The 15,635-nt window shown below is 71.7% G+C and carries 12 protein-coding genes; 8 read left to right on the top strand and 4 right to left on the bottom strand.

What is annotated here, in order from left to right; genetic code table 11:
- Positions 1-23: 23 nt before the first annotated feature.
- The 4 genes from CHR28_RS07305 to CHR28_RS37680 form a co-directional block, all read right to left on the bottom strand.
- A complete protein-coding gene (locus CHR28_RS07305) occupies positions 24-932 on the bottom strand; it encodes a carbohydrate kinase family protein (protein WP_094052653.1) in 909 nt (302 codons plus the stop codon).
- Entirely contained in the window at positions 929-1,966 is a 1,038-nt protein-coding gene (locus CHR28_RS07310) for a LacI family DNA-binding transcriptional regulator (protein ID WP_094052654.1), read from the bottom strand. The genes CHR28_RS07305 and CHR28_RS07310 overlap by 4 nt, the downstream gene beginning before the upstream one ends.
- A 234-nt stretch (positions 1,967-2,200) precedes the next feature.
- Entirely contained in the window at positions 2,201-3,157 is a 957-nt protein-coding gene (locus tag CHR28_RS07315) for a hypothetical protein (protein WP_094052655.1), read from the bottom strand.
- Positions 3,158-3,410: 253 nt separating this feature from the next.
- Positions 3,411-3,563: a hypothetical protein gene (locus CHR28_RS37680; RefSeq protein ID WP_179272324.1), complete on the bottom strand. Its 153-nt coding sequence runs from the start codon at positions 3,561-3,563 to the stop codon at positions 3,411-3,413.
- A gap of 264 nt (positions 3,564-3,827) precedes the next feature.
- Here CHR28_RS37680 and uvrC point away from each other — a divergent pair, with 264 nt between their 5' ends.
- The 8 genes from uvrC to tpiA all read left to right on the top strand — a co-directional run bounded on the left by uvrC (position 3,828) and on the right by tpiA (position 15,546).
- On the top strand, positions 3,828-6,020 hold the full coding sequence (uvrC, locus tag CHR28_RS07320) for an excinuclease ABC subunit UvrC (protein WP_094052656.1): 2,193 nt from the start codon (positions 3,828-3,830) through the stop codon (positions 6,018-6,020).
- The gene (gene rapZ / locus CHR28_RS07325) at positions 6,017-6,976 is read left to right on the top strand and encodes an RNase adapter RapZ (protein WP_094052657.1); all 960 of its coding nucleotides are present in this window, start codon (positions 6,017-6,019) and stop codon (positions 6,974-6,976) included. The genes uvrC and rapZ overlap by 4 nt, the downstream gene beginning before the upstream one ends.
- A complete protein-coding gene (locus CHR28_RS07330; protein ID WP_094052658.1) occupies positions 6,973-8,052 on the top strand; it encodes a gluconeogenesis factor YvcK family protein in 1,080 nt (359 codons plus the stop codon). The genes rapZ and CHR28_RS07330 overlap by 4 nt, the downstream gene beginning before the upstream one ends.
- Entirely contained in the window at positions 8,043-9,032 is a 990-nt protein-coding gene (gene whiA, locus CHR28_RS07335; protein ID WP_094052659.1) for a DNA-binding protein WhiA, read from the top strand. Before CHR28_RS07330 ends, whiA begins: the two co-directional genes overlap by 10 nt.
- Positions 9,033-9,188: 156 nt before the next feature.
- On the top strand, positions 9,189-12,143 hold the full coding sequence (locus CHR28_RS07340; protein WP_094052660.1) for a M14 family metallopeptidase: 2,955 nt from the start codon (positions 9,189-9,191) through the stop codon (positions 12,141-12,143).
- Positions 12,144-12,389: 246 nt separating this feature from the next.
- A complete protein-coding gene (gene gap / locus CHR28_RS07345) occupies positions 12,390-13,397 on the top strand; it encodes a type I glyceraldehyde-3-phosphate dehydrogenase (RefSeq protein WP_010039682.1) in 1,008 nt (335 codons plus the stop codon).
- A 139-nt stretch (positions 13,398-13,536) separates the two neighbouring features.
- Positions 13,537-14,748 carry a phosphoglycerate kinase gene (locus CHR28_RS07350; protein WP_094052661.1) on the top strand — a complete coding sequence of 404 codons (1,212 nt, stop codon included), beginning with the start codon at positions 13,537-13,539 and terminating at the stop codon, positions 14,746-14,748.
- A gap of 42 nt (positions 14,749-14,790) precedes the next feature.
- On the top strand, positions 14,791-15,546 hold the full coding sequence (gene tpiA / locus CHR28_RS07355; RefSeq protein ID WP_218829461.1) for a triose-phosphate isomerase: 756 nt from the start codon (positions 14,791-14,793) through the stop codon (positions 15,544-15,546).
- Positions 15,547-15,635 lie beyond the last annotated feature (89 nt).

Genomic DNA, 15,635 nt, shown 5'->3' on the forward strand with positions numbered 1-15,635 from the left:
CGGCCGAGCGAGGTCAGTCGGCGTCAGCCGTCCAGCTCGTGCGCGTACGGCGGTTCCGCCCCCGCGCGCGAGCACGTCACCGCCGCCGCCCGCGCCGCGAAGCCCAGCAGCTCCGACCAGCCGTCCGGCCCCAGCGCGGCCAGGGCCGGACCGCTCAGCGCGTCGCGTACCGCGAGCCCGTGCAGCAGCGCCGCGTTCACCGTGTCGCCCGCGCCGATCGTGTCCACGACCTCCACCCGCTCGCCCGGCACGGAGTACGTGCCGCCGTCGGCCGTGAACGCGGTCAGCCCGTCACCACCCCGGGTGATCACGACCGCAGCCGGACCGGCCGCGAGCCACTCCTGGGGCGTGCCGCCGAGCCACCGGGCGTCCTCCTCGGACAGCTTCAGCAGCGTCACCGACGGCAGCCAGCTCTTGAACCGCGCCCGGTAGGCGTCCGCGTCCGGGATCAGCCCGGCCCGGATGTTCGGGTCGAGCGCGGTGAACACGCCCTGGGCGGCCGCCGCCCGCATCAGTTCCTCGTACGCGCTCGCCCCCGGCTCCAGCACCAGCGAACAGGTGCCGAAGGAGACCGCGCGGGTGCCGTCCGGCAGCGCGGAGGGCGCCGCGAACAGCCGGTCCGCCGTCCCCTCGACGTAGAACGAGTACGCCGCCGAGCCGTCCGCGCCGACCGTGGCGACGGCCAGCGTCGTGGGCTCGGTGCCGCGCTGCACGGCCGACACGTCCACCCCGGTCTCGCGCAGCCGGTCCAGCAGGGCCTCCCCGAACGCGTCGGACGAGACCCGGGAGCAGAAGGCGGCGGGGGAGCCGAGGCGGCCCAGGGCCACCGCTGTGTTGTAGGGGCCGCCGCCGAGCGCCGGCTGCAGTGCCGCCAGGGCACCCGTGCCCCGCGGTACCAGGTCGATCAGTGCCTCACCGGCGACGACGATCACGACGGGATTCCTTCCTCGGACGGGCAGCCGCACGACGTGCGGTGGACGAAGGTGCAGGGCAGCCGCAGGGTCCGGGCCGGCCGGTCCGGCTCGGCGAGCCGCTCCAGGAGCACGCGCACGGCCCGGGCACCGATGTCCTTGCTGGGCTGGGCGATCGCGGTGAGCCGGGGCGAGAACAGATCCGCCCAGGCGAAGTCGTCGAAGCAGCACAGCGCGATGTCGTCCGGCACGGACAGGCGGTGGGCGCGCAGGGCCCGCAGCGCTCCGATGGTCATCGCGTTGTTTCCGGTGATCAGCGCGGTGGGCGGCACGGCCTGTGACAGCAGGGCGGCGACGGCCACCTCGGCGCCGGCCGACTCCGAGTCGCCGTGCACCAGGAGCCGCTCGTCGTACGGCAGCCCCGCGAAGGCGAGGCCGCTGCGGTAGCCCATGATCCGCTCGGTCGTGGTGCTGAGCCCCGGCAGTCCCGCCACCATCCCGATCCGCCGGTGCCCGAGCCCGGCGAGATGGGCGACCAGCCGGGACGTCGGTTCGGCACTGTCCGCGCACACCTGGTCGAACCGCGGGCCGCCGTCCGTCTCCGGGGCCTTCACCAGCCGGTCGAGGAAGACGGCGGGTACGTCGTGCCGCCCCAGGTAGGCGAGCAGCCCCCGCGGGTCGGCGGAGGGGGCGACGATCATGCCGTCCACCCGGCGCTCGTGCAGCAGCTGGACCACCTTGCGCTCATGCCCGGGGTCGTCGTGCGGATCGGCGAGCAGCAGGCTGTAGCCGGCTTCCAGCGCGGCGGCCTCGACGCCCTGGAGGATCTCCGTGAAGTACGGGTTGCTGATCGCCGACACCGCCAGTCCGATGGACCGGGTGCGTGACGTCACCAGGGCACGGGCCAGGGTGTTGGTGGTGTAGCCGAGTTCCTCGACGGCGTCCAGGACCGCCTGGCGGGTGTGCGGCAGCACCGGCCGGGTGCCGTTCAGCACGTGCGAGACGGTCGCCACGGAGACACCGGCGCTCCGCGCGACGTCGGCCATCGTCGCCATGCCGTTCGCCTCCTCGGTGGGGTCGCGTCGTCGGGTCTCCGGCCTCGGGTCTCCGGTCTTCGGGACTCCGGCCCTCGCGTCGGTCCAGGCGGGGAACGTACCGCATTCCGCGCCGCACGTAAACGCTTACGCAAGCGTTTACGTACACGCCCGCACGTGAGCCCGCCAGTACGCCCCTACGCCCCTACGCCTCCGACGGCCGCGCCCCCACGGCCGTCGCCGCCGCCGGCACCCTCACAACCCCGGTTCCCAGTCCCAGCCGATCCCCAGGAACCCCGCCCGCACCCGGGGCTCGACCAGATGGACCGACCGGTGCCGCCCGGACATCGTCAGCTCCTGGCACCCGCTGCGGGGCGCCGCCGCGGTGTGCTGGGCGAAGCGGTGGCAGCGCAGCGGCAGGGCCGTCGCGTCGAAGGAGACCTGGAGCGCGTACTGGCCGCCGGGGGAGTCGAAGCCGCGGACGTACTCGCGCGAGACGCCGGCGGTGCCGTCCTCCACGCCGTAGCGGAACAGGAACGTGTCCCCGGCCCGCAGCCGGGTGTCGAAGAGCAGCTCGGCGGCGAGCACTCCCGTGTCGCTGTGCCAACGGACGCGGCCGGTACGGCAGTTCTCCAGCGCGTGCACCCGCATGCGCTCCGGCACGGCCCCCCGCTCGCCGTGGTGGACGGCGACGAAGCGGTCGACGCCGTCGCGGTGGGCGCGCACGATGTGGTGCGACTCGCGCTCGGCCAGCTCGCGGCGCGCCCCGATGCGCAGCCGCTCGTGGTGCCCCAGGGTGTGCAGGCCCCCGTCCGGAGGGCACTCCAGCTCGGCCAGCAGCTGGTCCAGCACCCCGGAGGCCTCGACGAGAGAGCGGTAGGAGCGGGCCGAGGAACGCTGCCCGGACGGGCCGTCGCCGGACGCGGCGAGCAGCCGGATCAGCGACTCCTCGGGCAGCTGCAGGATCTCCTCCAGCGCGCGGACGGCCCGCAGCGACTCGGGCCGCTGCGGACGCCGTGCCCCCTGCTGCCAGTAACTGAGGCTCGTCACGCCCACCTTCACCCCGTGGCGCGACAGATGGTGCTGCACCCGCTGCAGCGGCAGCCCGCGGGCGGCGATCGCGGCCCGCAGGGCTACGTGGAAGGGGCCGCCCCGCAGGGCCGAGTCCAGTTCGGCGGTGACGGCGTCCGCGTGCTGTGGCGCGTGCGGCATGCAGGGGCCTCTCTGTGAGTCGGCGACGGCTGGTCAGACCGTTCGCGCGGGCCGCCCGGGGCCGTCCCGCCGGCGCCGGGCGGGTCTTCACATCCGTACGCCGTCGTTCAGGGTCCCGAGTTCCCCCGCATTGAAGCGTGTTGACCTGGTCCCGACAACACCTGATGCCGGACAGTGATGTACGCCCGCCCGCACGCGGACATGCGAACGCCCGGGGCGAGGCGCCCCGGGCGTTCTCGGTGGACGACGGCCGCTAGGAGCGGTCGCCGCCGTTCCGCTCCTCCAGCGAGAGGCGCTTGGCCCTCACTATGTCGGCGTCACGCGGGTCCAGGAGGTCGCGCAGCCCGAACGTCTCGTCCGCGTGCCGGCGGGCACGGACCGTCCGCCGGGTTTTCTCGATCCGCATCCGCTTCATCTGCGCAGCCCTCCGACCCGTGGCCCGAGCCGCTCCCTGGGGGAGACGGCCGGTCCGCACCGACAATCCGTGCTCGCACCGGCACGGCGCGACGTCGCCGGACGCCGCCGTGTCCCGTGGGAAGCCTGCATTCCCGCTCCCGGCCTGCTGTAACCCCGTGGCGGCACATGCCGTGGAAAATCGCCTCGCGCCGGGACCGTGATCACACCCTGCCGTCCGCTCGGAGTGTCGGTGCTCGCCAGTAGGGTGTGAGACATGGCCGACCCCTCCAGCTACCGCCCCAAACCGGGCGAGATCCCCGACTCCCCGGGGGTCTACAGGTTCCGTGACGAGCACCGCCGGGTGATCTACGTCGGGAAGGCGAAGAGCCTGCGCCAGCGCCTGGCGAACTACTTCCAGGACCTGGCGGGCCTGCACCCGCGCACCCGCTCCATGGTCACCACGGCCGCGTCCGTGGAGTGGACGGTGGTGTCCACGGAGGTCGAGGCGCTGCAGCTGGAGTACTCCTGGATCAAGGAGTACGACCCCCGGTTCAACGTCAAGTACCGCGACGACAAGAGCTACCCGTACCTCGCGGTGACGATGAACGAGGAGTACCCGCGCGTGCAGGTGATGCGCGGTCACAAGAAGAAGGGCGTGCGCTACTTCGGGCCGTACGCGCACGCGTGGGCGATCCGCGACACGGTCGACCTCCTCCTGCGCGTCTTCCCGGTGCGTACGTGCTCGGCGGGCGTGTTCAAGAACGCCGCCCGCACCGGCCGCCCCTGCCTCCTCGGCTACATCGGCAAGTGCTCGGCCCCCTGCGTGGACCGCGTCACCGCCGAGGAGCACCGCGAACTGGCCGAGGAGTTCTGCGACTTCATGACCGGCCGCACGAGCACGTACATCCGCCGCCTGGAGCGGCAGATGGGCGAGGCGGCCGAGGAGATGGAGTACGAGCGCGCGGCCCGCCTGCGCGACGACATCGGGGCCCTGAAGAAGGCCATGGAGAAGAACGCGGTCGTGCTCGCCGACGCGACCGACGCCGACCTGATCGCGGTCGCCGAGGACGAGCTGGAGGCGGCCGTCCAGATCTTCCACGTGCGCGGCGGACGCGTCCGGGGCCAGCGCGGCTGGGTCACCGACAAGGTGGAGGAGGTCACCACCGGCGCCCTCGTCGAGCACGCCCTGCAGCAGCTGTACGGCGAGGAGACCGGCGACGCCGTCCCCAAGGAGGTCCTCGTCCCCGCCCTGCCCGACCCCGTCGAGCCGGTCCAGGAATGGCTCGCCGGGCGGCGCGGCTCCGGCGTCTCCCTGCGCATCCCGCAGCGCGGCGACAAGAAGGCGCTGATGGAGACGGTGCAGCGCAACGCCCAGCAGGCGCTCGTGCTGCACAAGACCAAGCGCGCCTCCGACCTCACCACGCGCTCGCGCGCCCTGGAGGAGATCGCCGACGCCCTCGACCTGGACAGCGCCCCGCTGCGGATCGAGTGCTACGACATCTCCCACCTCCAGGGCGACGACGTCGTGGCCTCCATGGTCGTCTTCGAGGACGGGCTCGCCCGCAAGAGCGAGTACCGCCGCTTCCAGATCAAGGGCTTCGCGGGGCAGGACGACGTCCGCTCCATGCACGAGGTGATCACCCGCCGTTTCCGCCGCTACCTCGCCGAGAAGGAGAAGACGGGCGAGTGGACCGACGGGCAGAACGGCGGGGACGGGCGGGACGGCCAGGGCGGCGAGGGCACCCTCGCCGGCCCGGACGCCCTCACGGGCACGGAGACCCCGGCCGGGCCCGACGCCCTCACGGGCACGGAGTCACCCGCCGGGCCCGACGTCCTCACCGCCTCGGGCGCCCCGGTCGGCCCGGGCGGCCTCACCGAGGACGACGGCCGCCCCAGGAAGTTCGCCTACCCGCCGCAGCTCGTGGTGGTCGACGGCGGCGCCCCGCAGGTCGCGGCGGCCCGCCGGGCCCTGGACGAGCTCGGCATCGACGACATCGCCGTCTGCGGACTCGCCAAGCGCCTGGAGGAGGTCTGGCTGCCCGGCGACGACGACCCGGTGATCCTGCCCCGCACCAGCGAGGGCCTCTACATGCTCCAGCGGGTCCGTGACGAGGCCCACCGCTTCGCGATCACCTACCAGCGCGCCAAGCGGTCCAAGCGCTTCCGCTCCAGCCCCCTGGACGACGTCCCCGGCCTCGGCGACACGCGCAAGCAGGCACTCCTGAAGCACTTCGGTTCGTTGAAGAGACTGCGATCCGCCACCATCGACCAGATCTGCGAGGTCCCCGGGATAGGCCGCAAGACGGCGGAGACGATCGTCGTGGCCCTGGCCCGCTCGGCCCCGGCCGCACCCGCCGTCAACACCGCGACTGGAGAGATCATGGAAGAGGAACCCGGCACCATGGGTTCCGGCGGCGAGCCCGTACGCACGGGCGCACCGGACGAACGACGGGGGCAGGAGACATGAATGTGAACGAGCACCACGGGCAGCAAGCACAGACCGGAGCGGGAGCACAGGTGAGTACGGGCATGGCGAACGACAAGGCCCCGGTCCCGGACGCGGCCATCCCCGAGCTGGTGATCATCTCCGGCATGTCCGGGGCGGGCCGCTCGACGGCCGCGAAGTGCCTGGAGGACCTCGGCTGGTTCGTCGTGGACAACCTGCCGCCCGCGCTGATCCCCACCATGGTGGAGCTCGGCGCCCGCTCCCAGGGCAACGTGGCCCGGATCGCCGTCGTCGTCGACGTCCGCGGCCGCCGCTTCTTCGACAACCTCCGCGAGTCCCTCGCCGACCTGGAGGCGAAGAACGTCACCCGGCGGATCGTCTTCCTGGAGTCCTCCGACGAGGCCCTGGTGCGCCGCTTCGAGTCGGTGCGCCGCCCGCACCCCCTGCAGGGCGACGGCCGCATCGTCGACGGCATCGACGCCGAGCGCGAGCTGCTGCGCGAGCTGCGCGGCGACGCCGACCTGGTGATCGACACCTCCAGCCTCAACGTGCACGAGCTGCGCGCCAAGATGGACGCCCAGTTCGCCGGCGAGGAGGAGCCGGAGCTGCGGGCCACGGTGATGTCGTTCGGCTACAAGTACGGCCTGCCCGTCGACGCCGACCTCGTGGTCGACTGCCGCTTCCTGCCGAACCCGCACTGGGTCCCGGAGCTGCGCCCGTACACGGGCCTCAACGAGGAGGTCTCGGGCTACGTCTTCAACCAGCCCGGCGCCAAGGAGTTCCTCGACCGGTACACCGAGCTGCTCCAGCTCGTCGCCACCGGCTACCGCCGCGAGGGCAAGCGCTACGTGACCATCGCCGTGGGCTGTACGGGCGGCAAGCACCGCTCGGTCGCCATGTCGGAGAAGCTCGCCGCCCGGCTCGCCGCCGAGGGCGTGGAGACGGTGGTCGTACACCGGGACATGGGACGCGAATGACACGACGTACTCCGCGGCTGAGCCGGCTGCGCCGGGTGGTGCCCGAGGGCGACACCGGAGGCAGGGGTCCCCGGCCCGCCGAGGCCCGGGGCGGCCGGCCGCGCCGCCGCGGCACCCAGCCCAAGGTCGTCGCCCTCGGCGGCGGCATGGGCCTGTCCGCCTCCCTCGCCGCGCTGCGCCGGATCACCGGCGACCTCACCGCCGTCGTCACCGTCGCCGACGACGGAGGCTCCAGCGGGCGCCTGCGCGACGAGCTGGGCGTGCTGCCACCCGGCGACCTGCGCAAGGCGCTGGCCGCGCTGTGCGGTGACGACGACTGGGGCCAGACCTGGGCCCGGGTCATCCAGCACCGCTTCCAGTCCCAGGGCGACCTGCACGAGCACGCGGTGGGCAACCTGCTGATCGTCGCCCTGTGGGAGCAGCTCGGCGACCACGTCCAGGCCCTCGACCTGGTCGGACGCCTGCTCGGCGCGCAGGGCCGGGTGCTGCCGATGTCGGCCGTGCCGCTGGAGCTGCAGGCCCTGGTCAGGGGGCACGACCCGGCGCGCCCGGACGAGGTGGACACCGTCCGCGGCCAGGCGACCGTGGCCCTCACGCCGGGCGAGGTGCAGTCCGTGCACCTGGTGCCGTGCGACCCGCCGGCCGTGCCCGAGGCGGTCGCGGCCGTCCTGGACGCCGACTGGGTGGTGCTCGGCCCCGGCTCCTGGTTCTCCTCGGTCATCCCGCACCTGCTGGTGCCCGAGCTGCTGGACGCGCTCACGCAGACCAAGGCCCGCCGGGTACTCTCGCTGAACCTCGCCCCGCAGCCCGGAGAAACCGAGGGCTTCTCCCCGCAGCGTCATTTGGAGGTTTTGGGACGACACGCCCCTAAACTCGCCCTGGACGTGGTGCTGGCCGACGAGGCCGCCGTGCCCGACCGGGACTCCCTGACCGATGCCGCCAAGCGGTTCGGGGCCGCGGTCGAGCTGGCGCCGGTGGCCCGGCCCGACGGCACCCCGAGGCACGACCCGGAGCTGTTGGCCGCCGCGTACGACCGTATTTTTCGGATGCATGGAAGGATCGGCCCATGGCGATGACGGCAGCGGTGAAGGACGAGATCTCCCGGCTCCCCGTCACCCGGACCTGCTGCAGAAAGGCGGAGGTCTCCGCCATTCTGCGGTTCGCCGGCGGCCTCCACCTGGTGAGCGGTCGGATCGTGATCGAGGCGGAGCTGGACACCGCGATGGCGGCCCGCCGCCTCAAGCGGGACATCCTGGAGATCTTCGGCCACGGCTCCGAGCTGATCGTGATGGCCCCGGGCGGACTGCGCCGGGGCTCGCGTTACGTGGTGCGCGTGGTCGCGGGCGGCGACCAGCTGGCCCGCCAGACCGGCCTGGTCGACGGGCGCGGCCGCCCGATCCGCGGCCTGCCCCCGCAGGTGGTCTCGGGGGCCACCTGCGACGCCGAGGCCGCCTGGCGCGGGGCGTTCCTGGCGCACGGCTCGCTCACCGAGCCCGGCCGTTCCTCCTCCCTTGAGGTGACCTGCCCGGGGCCCGAGGCGGCGCTCGCCCTGGTCGGCGCCGCCCGCCGGCTGTCGATCGCCGCGAAGGCCCGCGAGGTGCGCGGGGTGGACCGGGTCGTCGTCCGTGACGGTGACGCGATCGGCGCGCTGCTGACGCGCCTGGGCGCCCACGAGTCCGTGCTGGCCTGGGAGGAGCGCCGGATGCGCCGCGAGGTGCGCGCCACGGCGAACCGGCTGGCCAACTTCGACGACGCCAACCTGCGCCGCTCGGCCCGCGCCGCCGTCGCCGCCGGCGCCCGGGTGCAGCGCGCCCTGGAGATCCTCGGCGAGGACGTGCCCGAGCACCTCGCCGCGGCCGGCCGGCTGCGCATGGAGCACAAGCAGGCCTCCCTGGAGGAGCTGGGCGCGCTCGCCGACCCGCCGCTGACCAAGGACGCGGTCGCCGGGCGGATCCGCCGCCTGCTGGCCATGGCCGACAAGCGCGCCTCCGACCTCGGCATCCCGGGCACGGAGGCCAACCTCAGCGAGGAGCTCGCCGACAACCTCGTGGGCTGACAGCGGCCCACGGACCGTCAAGAAGCCGGTGCCGACCGCCACTTGGGTGGTCGTCACCGGCTTCCGCGTGTCGTTCGGGCACCCTTGACTCGATCATGGACTGTCATGAGCCTGGCATCTGTTCGCTGCTGTGGCGGACCCACGCTAGGGGGGTTCATGAGACGAAGAGCGAGATCGATCCTCGCTGTCGGCGCGCTCCTGATCGGCGGAGCGAGCATCGCGCCCATCGCCCAGGCACAACCGGGGAGTTCGAACCCGTCCGACCCGGACGAAGTCAAGGTCTTCCGCGCCGACGTCACCCGCAAGCAGGTACCCCTGCTGCTGGCGGCCGGCCAGGACGGCCACGAGCTCAGTGAACGGGTGCCCGAGAAGGGCACCGCCACCGTCGAGGTCTACCTGACCGCCCGTCAGGCGAAGAACCTGCGGAAGCAGGGCGTCGACCTCGCCGAGCACACCCTCTCCACCCGCGCGGACGCCCGTGTCGAGGCCGCCGCCGAGGGCGTGTTCCGCCCGTACAGCGGGCAGGGCGGCCTGAAGGAGGAGATCCTCGAGGCCGCGCAGGAGAACCCGGACCTCACCAAGGTCGTCTCCATCGGCAAGACCGTGAAGGGCCAGGACATCCTCGCCCTGAAGCTCACCAAGGGCGCGAAGAAGAGCAAGGACGGCGCCAAGCCCGCCGTCCTCTACATGTCCAACCAGCACGCGCGCGAGTGGATCACGCCGGAGATGACCCGGCGCCTGATGCACCACTACCTGGACAACTACACCAAGGACCGGCGCGTCAAGAAGATCGTCGACAGCACCGAGCTGTGGTTCCTGATCTCGGCCAACCCCGACGGCTACGACTTCACCCACGCCGCCGACGCCAACCGCATGTGGCGCAAGAACCTCCGGGACGTCAACGGCGACGGCACCATCACCACCGGTGACGGCGTCGACCTCAACCGCAACTTCGCCTACAAGTGGGGCTACGACAACGAGGGCTCGTCCCCCAATCCCACCAGCGAGACCTACCGCGGCGCCGGCCCGAACTCCGAGCCGGAGACCCAGGCGCTGGACGCCTTTCAGAAGCGCATCGGCTTCACGTACGGCATCAACTACCACTCCGCCGCCGAACTGATCCTCTACGGGGTCGGCTGGCAGGTGGCCACGAACACCCCGGACGACGTCGCCTACAAGGCGCTCGCCGGCACGCCCGAGAACCCGGCGGTCCCGGGCTACCACCCGCAGGTCTCCTCCGAGCTGTACACCACCAACGGCGAGGCGGACGGCCACGCGGCGAACGTCAACGGCCTGGCCATGTTCACCCCCGAGATGTCGACCTGCCAGACCGTCTCCAACCTCGACCCGGACGACGAGTGGAAAGCGTCCGACTGCCGTTCGGTCTTCACCTTCCCGGACGACGAGAAGCTGATCCAGCAGGAGTTCGCCAAGAACGTCCCGTTCGCGCTCTCCGTCGCCGAGTCCGCCACCCACCCCGACCGGCCGAAGTCGTCGGTGGGGCTGAGCGCCGCCGACTTCACCCCGGCCGCGTTCTCCACGTCGTACTCGCGCGGCGCCGACCAGGAGGTCTCCGTCGTCGCGCGGAAGGCGCTGCGCGACAAGGAGCTGAAGTACCGCGTCAACGGCGGCCGCACCCACGACATGGCGCTCAGGCCCTGGAAGGGCGGCGAGACCTACGGCGGTGAGGACAACCTCTACTTCGACGAGTACCGGGCGAAGGTCAAGGACGGCGAACCCGGAGACAGGGTCGAGGTGTGGTTCACCGCGGAGAACCGCAACGGAAGGAAGGTCTCCAGCGAGCGCTTCACCTACACCGTCGCCGAGCGGCCCCGGGCGAACACCCTCGTCGTCGCCGAGGAGGGCGCGACCGCCACGCAGGCGCAGACGTACGTGGACGCGCTCAAGGCCAGTGGCCGCAAGGCGGCCGTCTGGGACGTCGCCCAGCGCGGAGCGCCGGATGCCCTGGGCGTGCTGAGCCACTTCGACACCGTCGTCCACTACACGGGCACGAGCGTCCCCGGCAACGCCACCCAGCTGCAGCTGCGGGCCTTCCTCAACGAGGGCGGGCGGCTGATCGAGGCCGGCGAGCAGGCCGGCGGCAGCGTCGACCTCGGCGGCGGTGCCCTTTCGGACGACTTCAGCCAGTACTACCTGGGCGCCTACAGCCGGACCTCGGCCGGCGGAGCCACCGGATTCACCGGCTCGGGTGAGCTGGGCGGCTTCACCGGCCCGCTCGCCGCGGCCCCCGGCAACCCGCTGGACAAGGCGGGGCGGTACAGCGTCACCTCCGACGAGCTGCCCGCGAAGGAGTTCCCGCGGTTCGCGAGCCAAGGCGCCGGCCAGTTCGCCGGGGCCGTCAACCCCTACGGCCCGTACGCCGGCTCCTCGATGGCCGCGGCCGTCCACACCGACGACGGCTACAAGCGCCTCATGCGCACCGTGGACCTCACCGGTGTCACCGCGGCCGACCAGCCCACGCTGCGCAGCCGGCTGATGTGGGACACCGAGCCCGGCTACGACAACGTCCTGATCGAGGCCCACACCGCCGGTGCCGACGACTGGACGACCCTGCCCGAGAAGGGCGGCGCGACCAAGGCGACCGTGCCGACGGAGTGCGAGGGCGGGTTCTACATCCGCGAGCACCCCTGGCTGACGCACTACCTGACCCAGTCCGAGGCCGGCTGCACGGCCACCGGCAGCACCGGCGCGTGGCACAGCCTCACCGGCAGCTCCGGCGGCTGGGAGCAGGTGGAGTTCGACCTGAGCGCCTACGCGGGCCGGACGGTCGAGGTCGCGATCAGCTACGTCACCGACCCGGGCACCGGGGGCCACGGCGTCCTGGCCGACGAGGCCTCGCTCGTCGTCGGCGGCACGGCCAGGGAGACCGAGGGCTTCGAGACCTCGCTCGGCGCCTGGAAGGTCGCCGGACCGCCCGCGGGCAGCCCGGCCGTCACCAAGGACTGGACCCGCACCGGGGCGCTGTTCCAGACCTACGGCGCGGTCACCACGGACGACACCGTGCTGCTGGGCTTCGGCCTGGAGCACGTCGCCACCGCCGCCGACCGGGCGGCCCTGATGAGAAAGGCGCTCGCCTCCCTCGACGTGTGACCTCCCCCCGAAGGGGGAACTCCGCGGTGGACAGGCACCACTCCGAGTAGCGAAATCGGGTGATCCTCGCGCTCGGGGTCGGGCGGTCCGTACCCCTACTGGCCGGTACGGACCGCCCTGCCGTGTATGGGGCATCTGGATGTCACCACCGGGGCCTCAGGGAGGTAGGGTCGGAGGCGGTCGGGGACATCCCAAACAGAGCTCGCCGGCTCTTCATGGCCGGCGTACCAACGAGGAGATCGGTTCGTGACGATCCGCGTAGGCATCAACGGCTTCGGCCGCATCGGTCGTAACTACTTCCGCGCGCTGCTGGAGCAGGGTGCAGACATCGAGATCGTGGCTGTCAACGACCTGGGTGACACCGCGACCACCGCTCACCTGCTGAAGTACGACACCATCCTCGGGCGCCTCAAGCAGGAGGTCTCGCACACCGAGGACACCATCACCGTCGGCGACAAGACCATCAAGGTCCTCGCCGAGCGCAACCCCGCCGACATCCCCTGGGGCGAGCTGGGTGTCGACATCGTCATCGAGTCGACCGGCATCTTCACCAAGAAGGCCGACGCCGAGAAGCACATCGCCGGCGGCGCGAAGAAGGTCCTCATCTCGGCTCCGGCCAAGGACGAGGACGTCACCATCGTGATGGGCGTCAACCAGGACACGTACGACCCGGCGAACCACCACGTCATCTCCAACGCCTCCTGCACCACCAACTGTGTGGCGCCGATGGCCAAGGTCCTCGACGAGAACTTCGGCATCGTCAAGGGCCTCATGACGACGGTGCACGCGTACACGAACGACCAGCGCATCCTGGACTTCCCGCACAAGGACCTGCGCCGCGCGCGTGCCGCCGCCGAGAACATCATCCCGACCACGACCGGTGCCGCCAAGGCCACCGCGCTGGTCCTGCCGCAGCTGAAGGGCAAGCTGGACGGCATGGCCATGCGCGTCCCGGTCCCCACCGGCTCGGTCACCGACCTGGTCCTGGAGCTGGGCCGCGAGGTCACCAAGGAAGAGGTCAACGCCGCCTTCCAGAAGGCGGCCGAGGGCGAGCTGAAGGGCATCCTCGAGTACACGGAGGACCCGATCGTCTCGTCCGACATCGTCAACGCCCCGGCGTCCTGCACCTTCGACTCCTCCCTGACCATGGTCCAGGAGGGCAAGAACGTGAAGGTCATCGGCTGGTACGACAACGAGTGGGGCTACTCCAACCGCCTCGTCGACCTCACGGTCTTCGTCGGCAACCAGCTCTGATCGAATAGAGCAGGCCTCGATGTGAGGGCAGGGCTCGGGCAGCGCGTGACCGCGCGGTCCGAGCCCTGACTCACGTACAGAACCGACCTGTTCGATCACGAGCGCTTCCGAGCGAACACGAGCACTTGCAGGAGTCCCCATGAAGACGATCGACGAACTCCTCGCCGAAGGAGTCGCGGGCAAGCGGGTCTTCGTCCGCGCCGATTTGAACGTGCCGCTGGACGGCACCAGCATCACCGACGACGGCCGCATCCGCGCCGTGCTGCCCACCGTCAAGGCGCTCGCCGAGGCGGGCGCCCGCGTGGTCGTCGCCTCGCACCTGGGCCGCCCCAAGGGCGCCCCGGACCCCGCCTTCTCCCTCGCTCCCGCCGCCGCCCGCCTCGGGGAACTCCTCGGGGCCGACGTGGCGTTCGCGACCGACACCGTCGGCGAGTCCGCCGAGTCGACCGTCGCCGCCCTTGAGGACGGCCGGGTCGCCGTCATCGAGAACCTCCGCTTCAACGCCGGCGAGACGAGCAAGGACGACGCCGAGCGCGCCGCCTTCGCCGACCAGCTCGCCGCCCTCGCGGACGTCTACGTCGGTGACGGCTTCGGCGCGGTGCACCGCAAGCACGCCTCCGTCTACGACCTCCCGGCCCGGCTGCCGCACTACGCCGGCCACCTCATCGCCACCGAGGTCGGCGTCCTGCGGAAGCTCACCGACGACGTCAAGCGGCCCTACGCGGTCGTCCTGGGCGGCGCCAAGGTCTCCGACAAGCTCGCCGTCATCGACCAGCTGCTCGGCAAGGCCGACCGACTGCTCATCGGCGGCGGCATGGTCTTCACCTTCCTCAAGGCCAAGGGCCACGAGATCGGCTCGTCCCTGGTCCAGGAGGACCAGCTCCCGGTCGTCCGGGAGTACATCGAGCGCGCCGAGAAGAGCGGCGTCGAGCTGGTCCTGCCGGTGGACGTCGTGGTCGCGCCCGAGTTCCCGGACCTCAAGACCAAGGCCCCGGGCCGGCCCAGCACGGTCGCCGCGGAGTCGATGCCGGCCGGCCAGATGGGCCTGGACATCGGCCCCGAGTCCCGCAAGCTGTACGCCTCGAAGATCGCCGACGCCGCCACCGTCTTCTGGAACGGCCCCATGGGCGTCTTCGAGCACCCCGATTTCGCCGAGGGCACCAAGGCGGTCGCCCAGGCTCTCCTCGACTCCCAGGCCTTCACGGTGGTCGGTGGCGGCGATTCCGCCGCCGCCGTCCGCATCCTGGGCTTCGACGAGAACGCATTCGGCCACATCTCGACCGGTGGCGGCGCCTCCCTCGAATACCTCGAGGGCAAGACGCTCCCCGGCCTCGCCGCACTGGAGGACTGACCCTTTATGGCTCCATCCAATCTTTCCGGGCGCACGCCGCTGATGGCGGGCAACTGGAAGATGAACCTCAACCACCTCGAGGCCATCGCGCACGTCCAGAAGCTCGCCTTCGCCCTGGCCGACAAGGACTACGAGGCCGTCGAGGTCGCCGTCCTGCCGCCCTTCACCGACCTGCGCTCCGTGCAGACCCTGGTCGACGGCGACAAGCTCAAGATCAAGTACGGCGCCCAGGACATCTCGGCCCACGACGGAGGCGCCTACACCGGCGAGATCTCCGGACCGATGCTGGCCAAGCTGAAGTGCACGTACGTCGCCATCGGCCACAGTGAGCGCCGCCAGTACCACGGCGAGACCGACGAACTGGTGAACGCCAAGGTCAAGGCCGCCTACAAGCACGGCCTCACCCCGATCCTGTGCGTCGGTGAGGAGCTGGACGTCCGCGAGGCGGGCAATCACGTCTCGCACACCCTCGCCCAGGTCGAGGGCGGTCTGAAGGACCTGCCCGCCGAGCAGGCCGAGACCGTCGTGATCGCCTACGAGCCCGTCTGGGCCATCGGCACCGGCAAGGTCTGCGGCGCCGAGGACGCGCAGGAGGTCTGCGCCGCCATCCGCGGCAAGATCGCCGAGCTGTACACGCAGGAGCTGGCCGACAAGGTCCGCATCCAGTACGGCGGCTCCGTGAAGTCCGGCAACGTCGCGGAGATCATGGCGCAGGCCGACATCGACGGCGCCCTGGTCGGCGGCGCCTCCCTGGACGCCGACGAGTTCGTCAAGATCGTGCGCTTCCGCGACCAGTGAGTATGCGCTAACGGCGATTCGTCGTACCCTTGCGGGGTCCAGCGCCGTGCTGGGCCCCGCGTCGTCCATCCGAGTCCGAGGAAGTTGGT

Source organism: Streptomyces sp. XY006 (assembly GCF_002237655.1).
GTDB lineage: Bacteria > Actinomycetota > Actinomycetes > Streptomycetales > Streptomycetaceae > Streptomyces > Streptomyces levis.

What these genes read in the sequence shown, in the direction of transcription:
- CHR28_RS07310 (WP_094052654.1), bottom strand. Translation starts at nt 1,966, where the DNA reads ATGGCGACGATGGCCGACGTCGCGCGGAGCGCCGGTGTCTCCGTGGCG.
- CHR28_RS07315 (WP_094052655.1), bottom strand. Translation starts at nt 3,157, where the DNA reads ATGCCGCACGCGCCACAGCACGCGGACGCCGTCACCGCCGAACTGGAC.
- CHR28_RS37680 (WP_179272324.1), bottom strand. Translation starts at nt 3,563, where the DNA reads ATGCGGATCGAGAAAACCCGGCGGACGGTCCGTGCCCGCCGGCACGCG.
- uvrC (WP_094052656.1), top strand. Translation starts at nt 3,828, where the DNA reads ATGGCCGACCCCTCCAGCTACCGCCCCAAACCGGGCGAGATCCCCGAC.
- rapZ (WP_094052657.1), top strand. Translation starts at nt 6,017, where the DNA reads ATGAATGTGAACGAGCACCACGGGCAGCAAGCACAGACCGGAGCGGGA.
- CHR28_RS07330 (WP_094052658.1), top strand. Translation starts at nt 6,973, where the DNA reads ATGACACGACGTACTCCGCGGCTGAGCCGGCTGCGCCGGGTGGTGCCC.
- whiA (WP_094052659.1), top strand. Translation starts at nt 8,043, where the DNA reads ATGGCGATGACGGCAGCGGTGAAGGACGAGATCTCCCGGCTCCCCGTC.
- CHR28_RS07340 (WP_094052660.1), top strand. Translation starts at nt 9,189, where the DNA reads ATGAGACGAAGAGCGAGATCGATCCTCGCTGTCGGCGCGCTCCTGATC.
- CHR28_RS07350 (WP_094052661.1), top strand. Translation starts at nt 13,537, where the DNA reads ATGAAGACGATCGACGAACTCCTCGCCGAAGGAGTCGCGGGCAAGCGG.
- tpiA (WP_218829461.1), top strand. Translation starts at nt 14,791, where the DNA reads ATGGCGGGCAACTGGAAGATGAACCTCAACCACCTCGAGGCCATCGCG.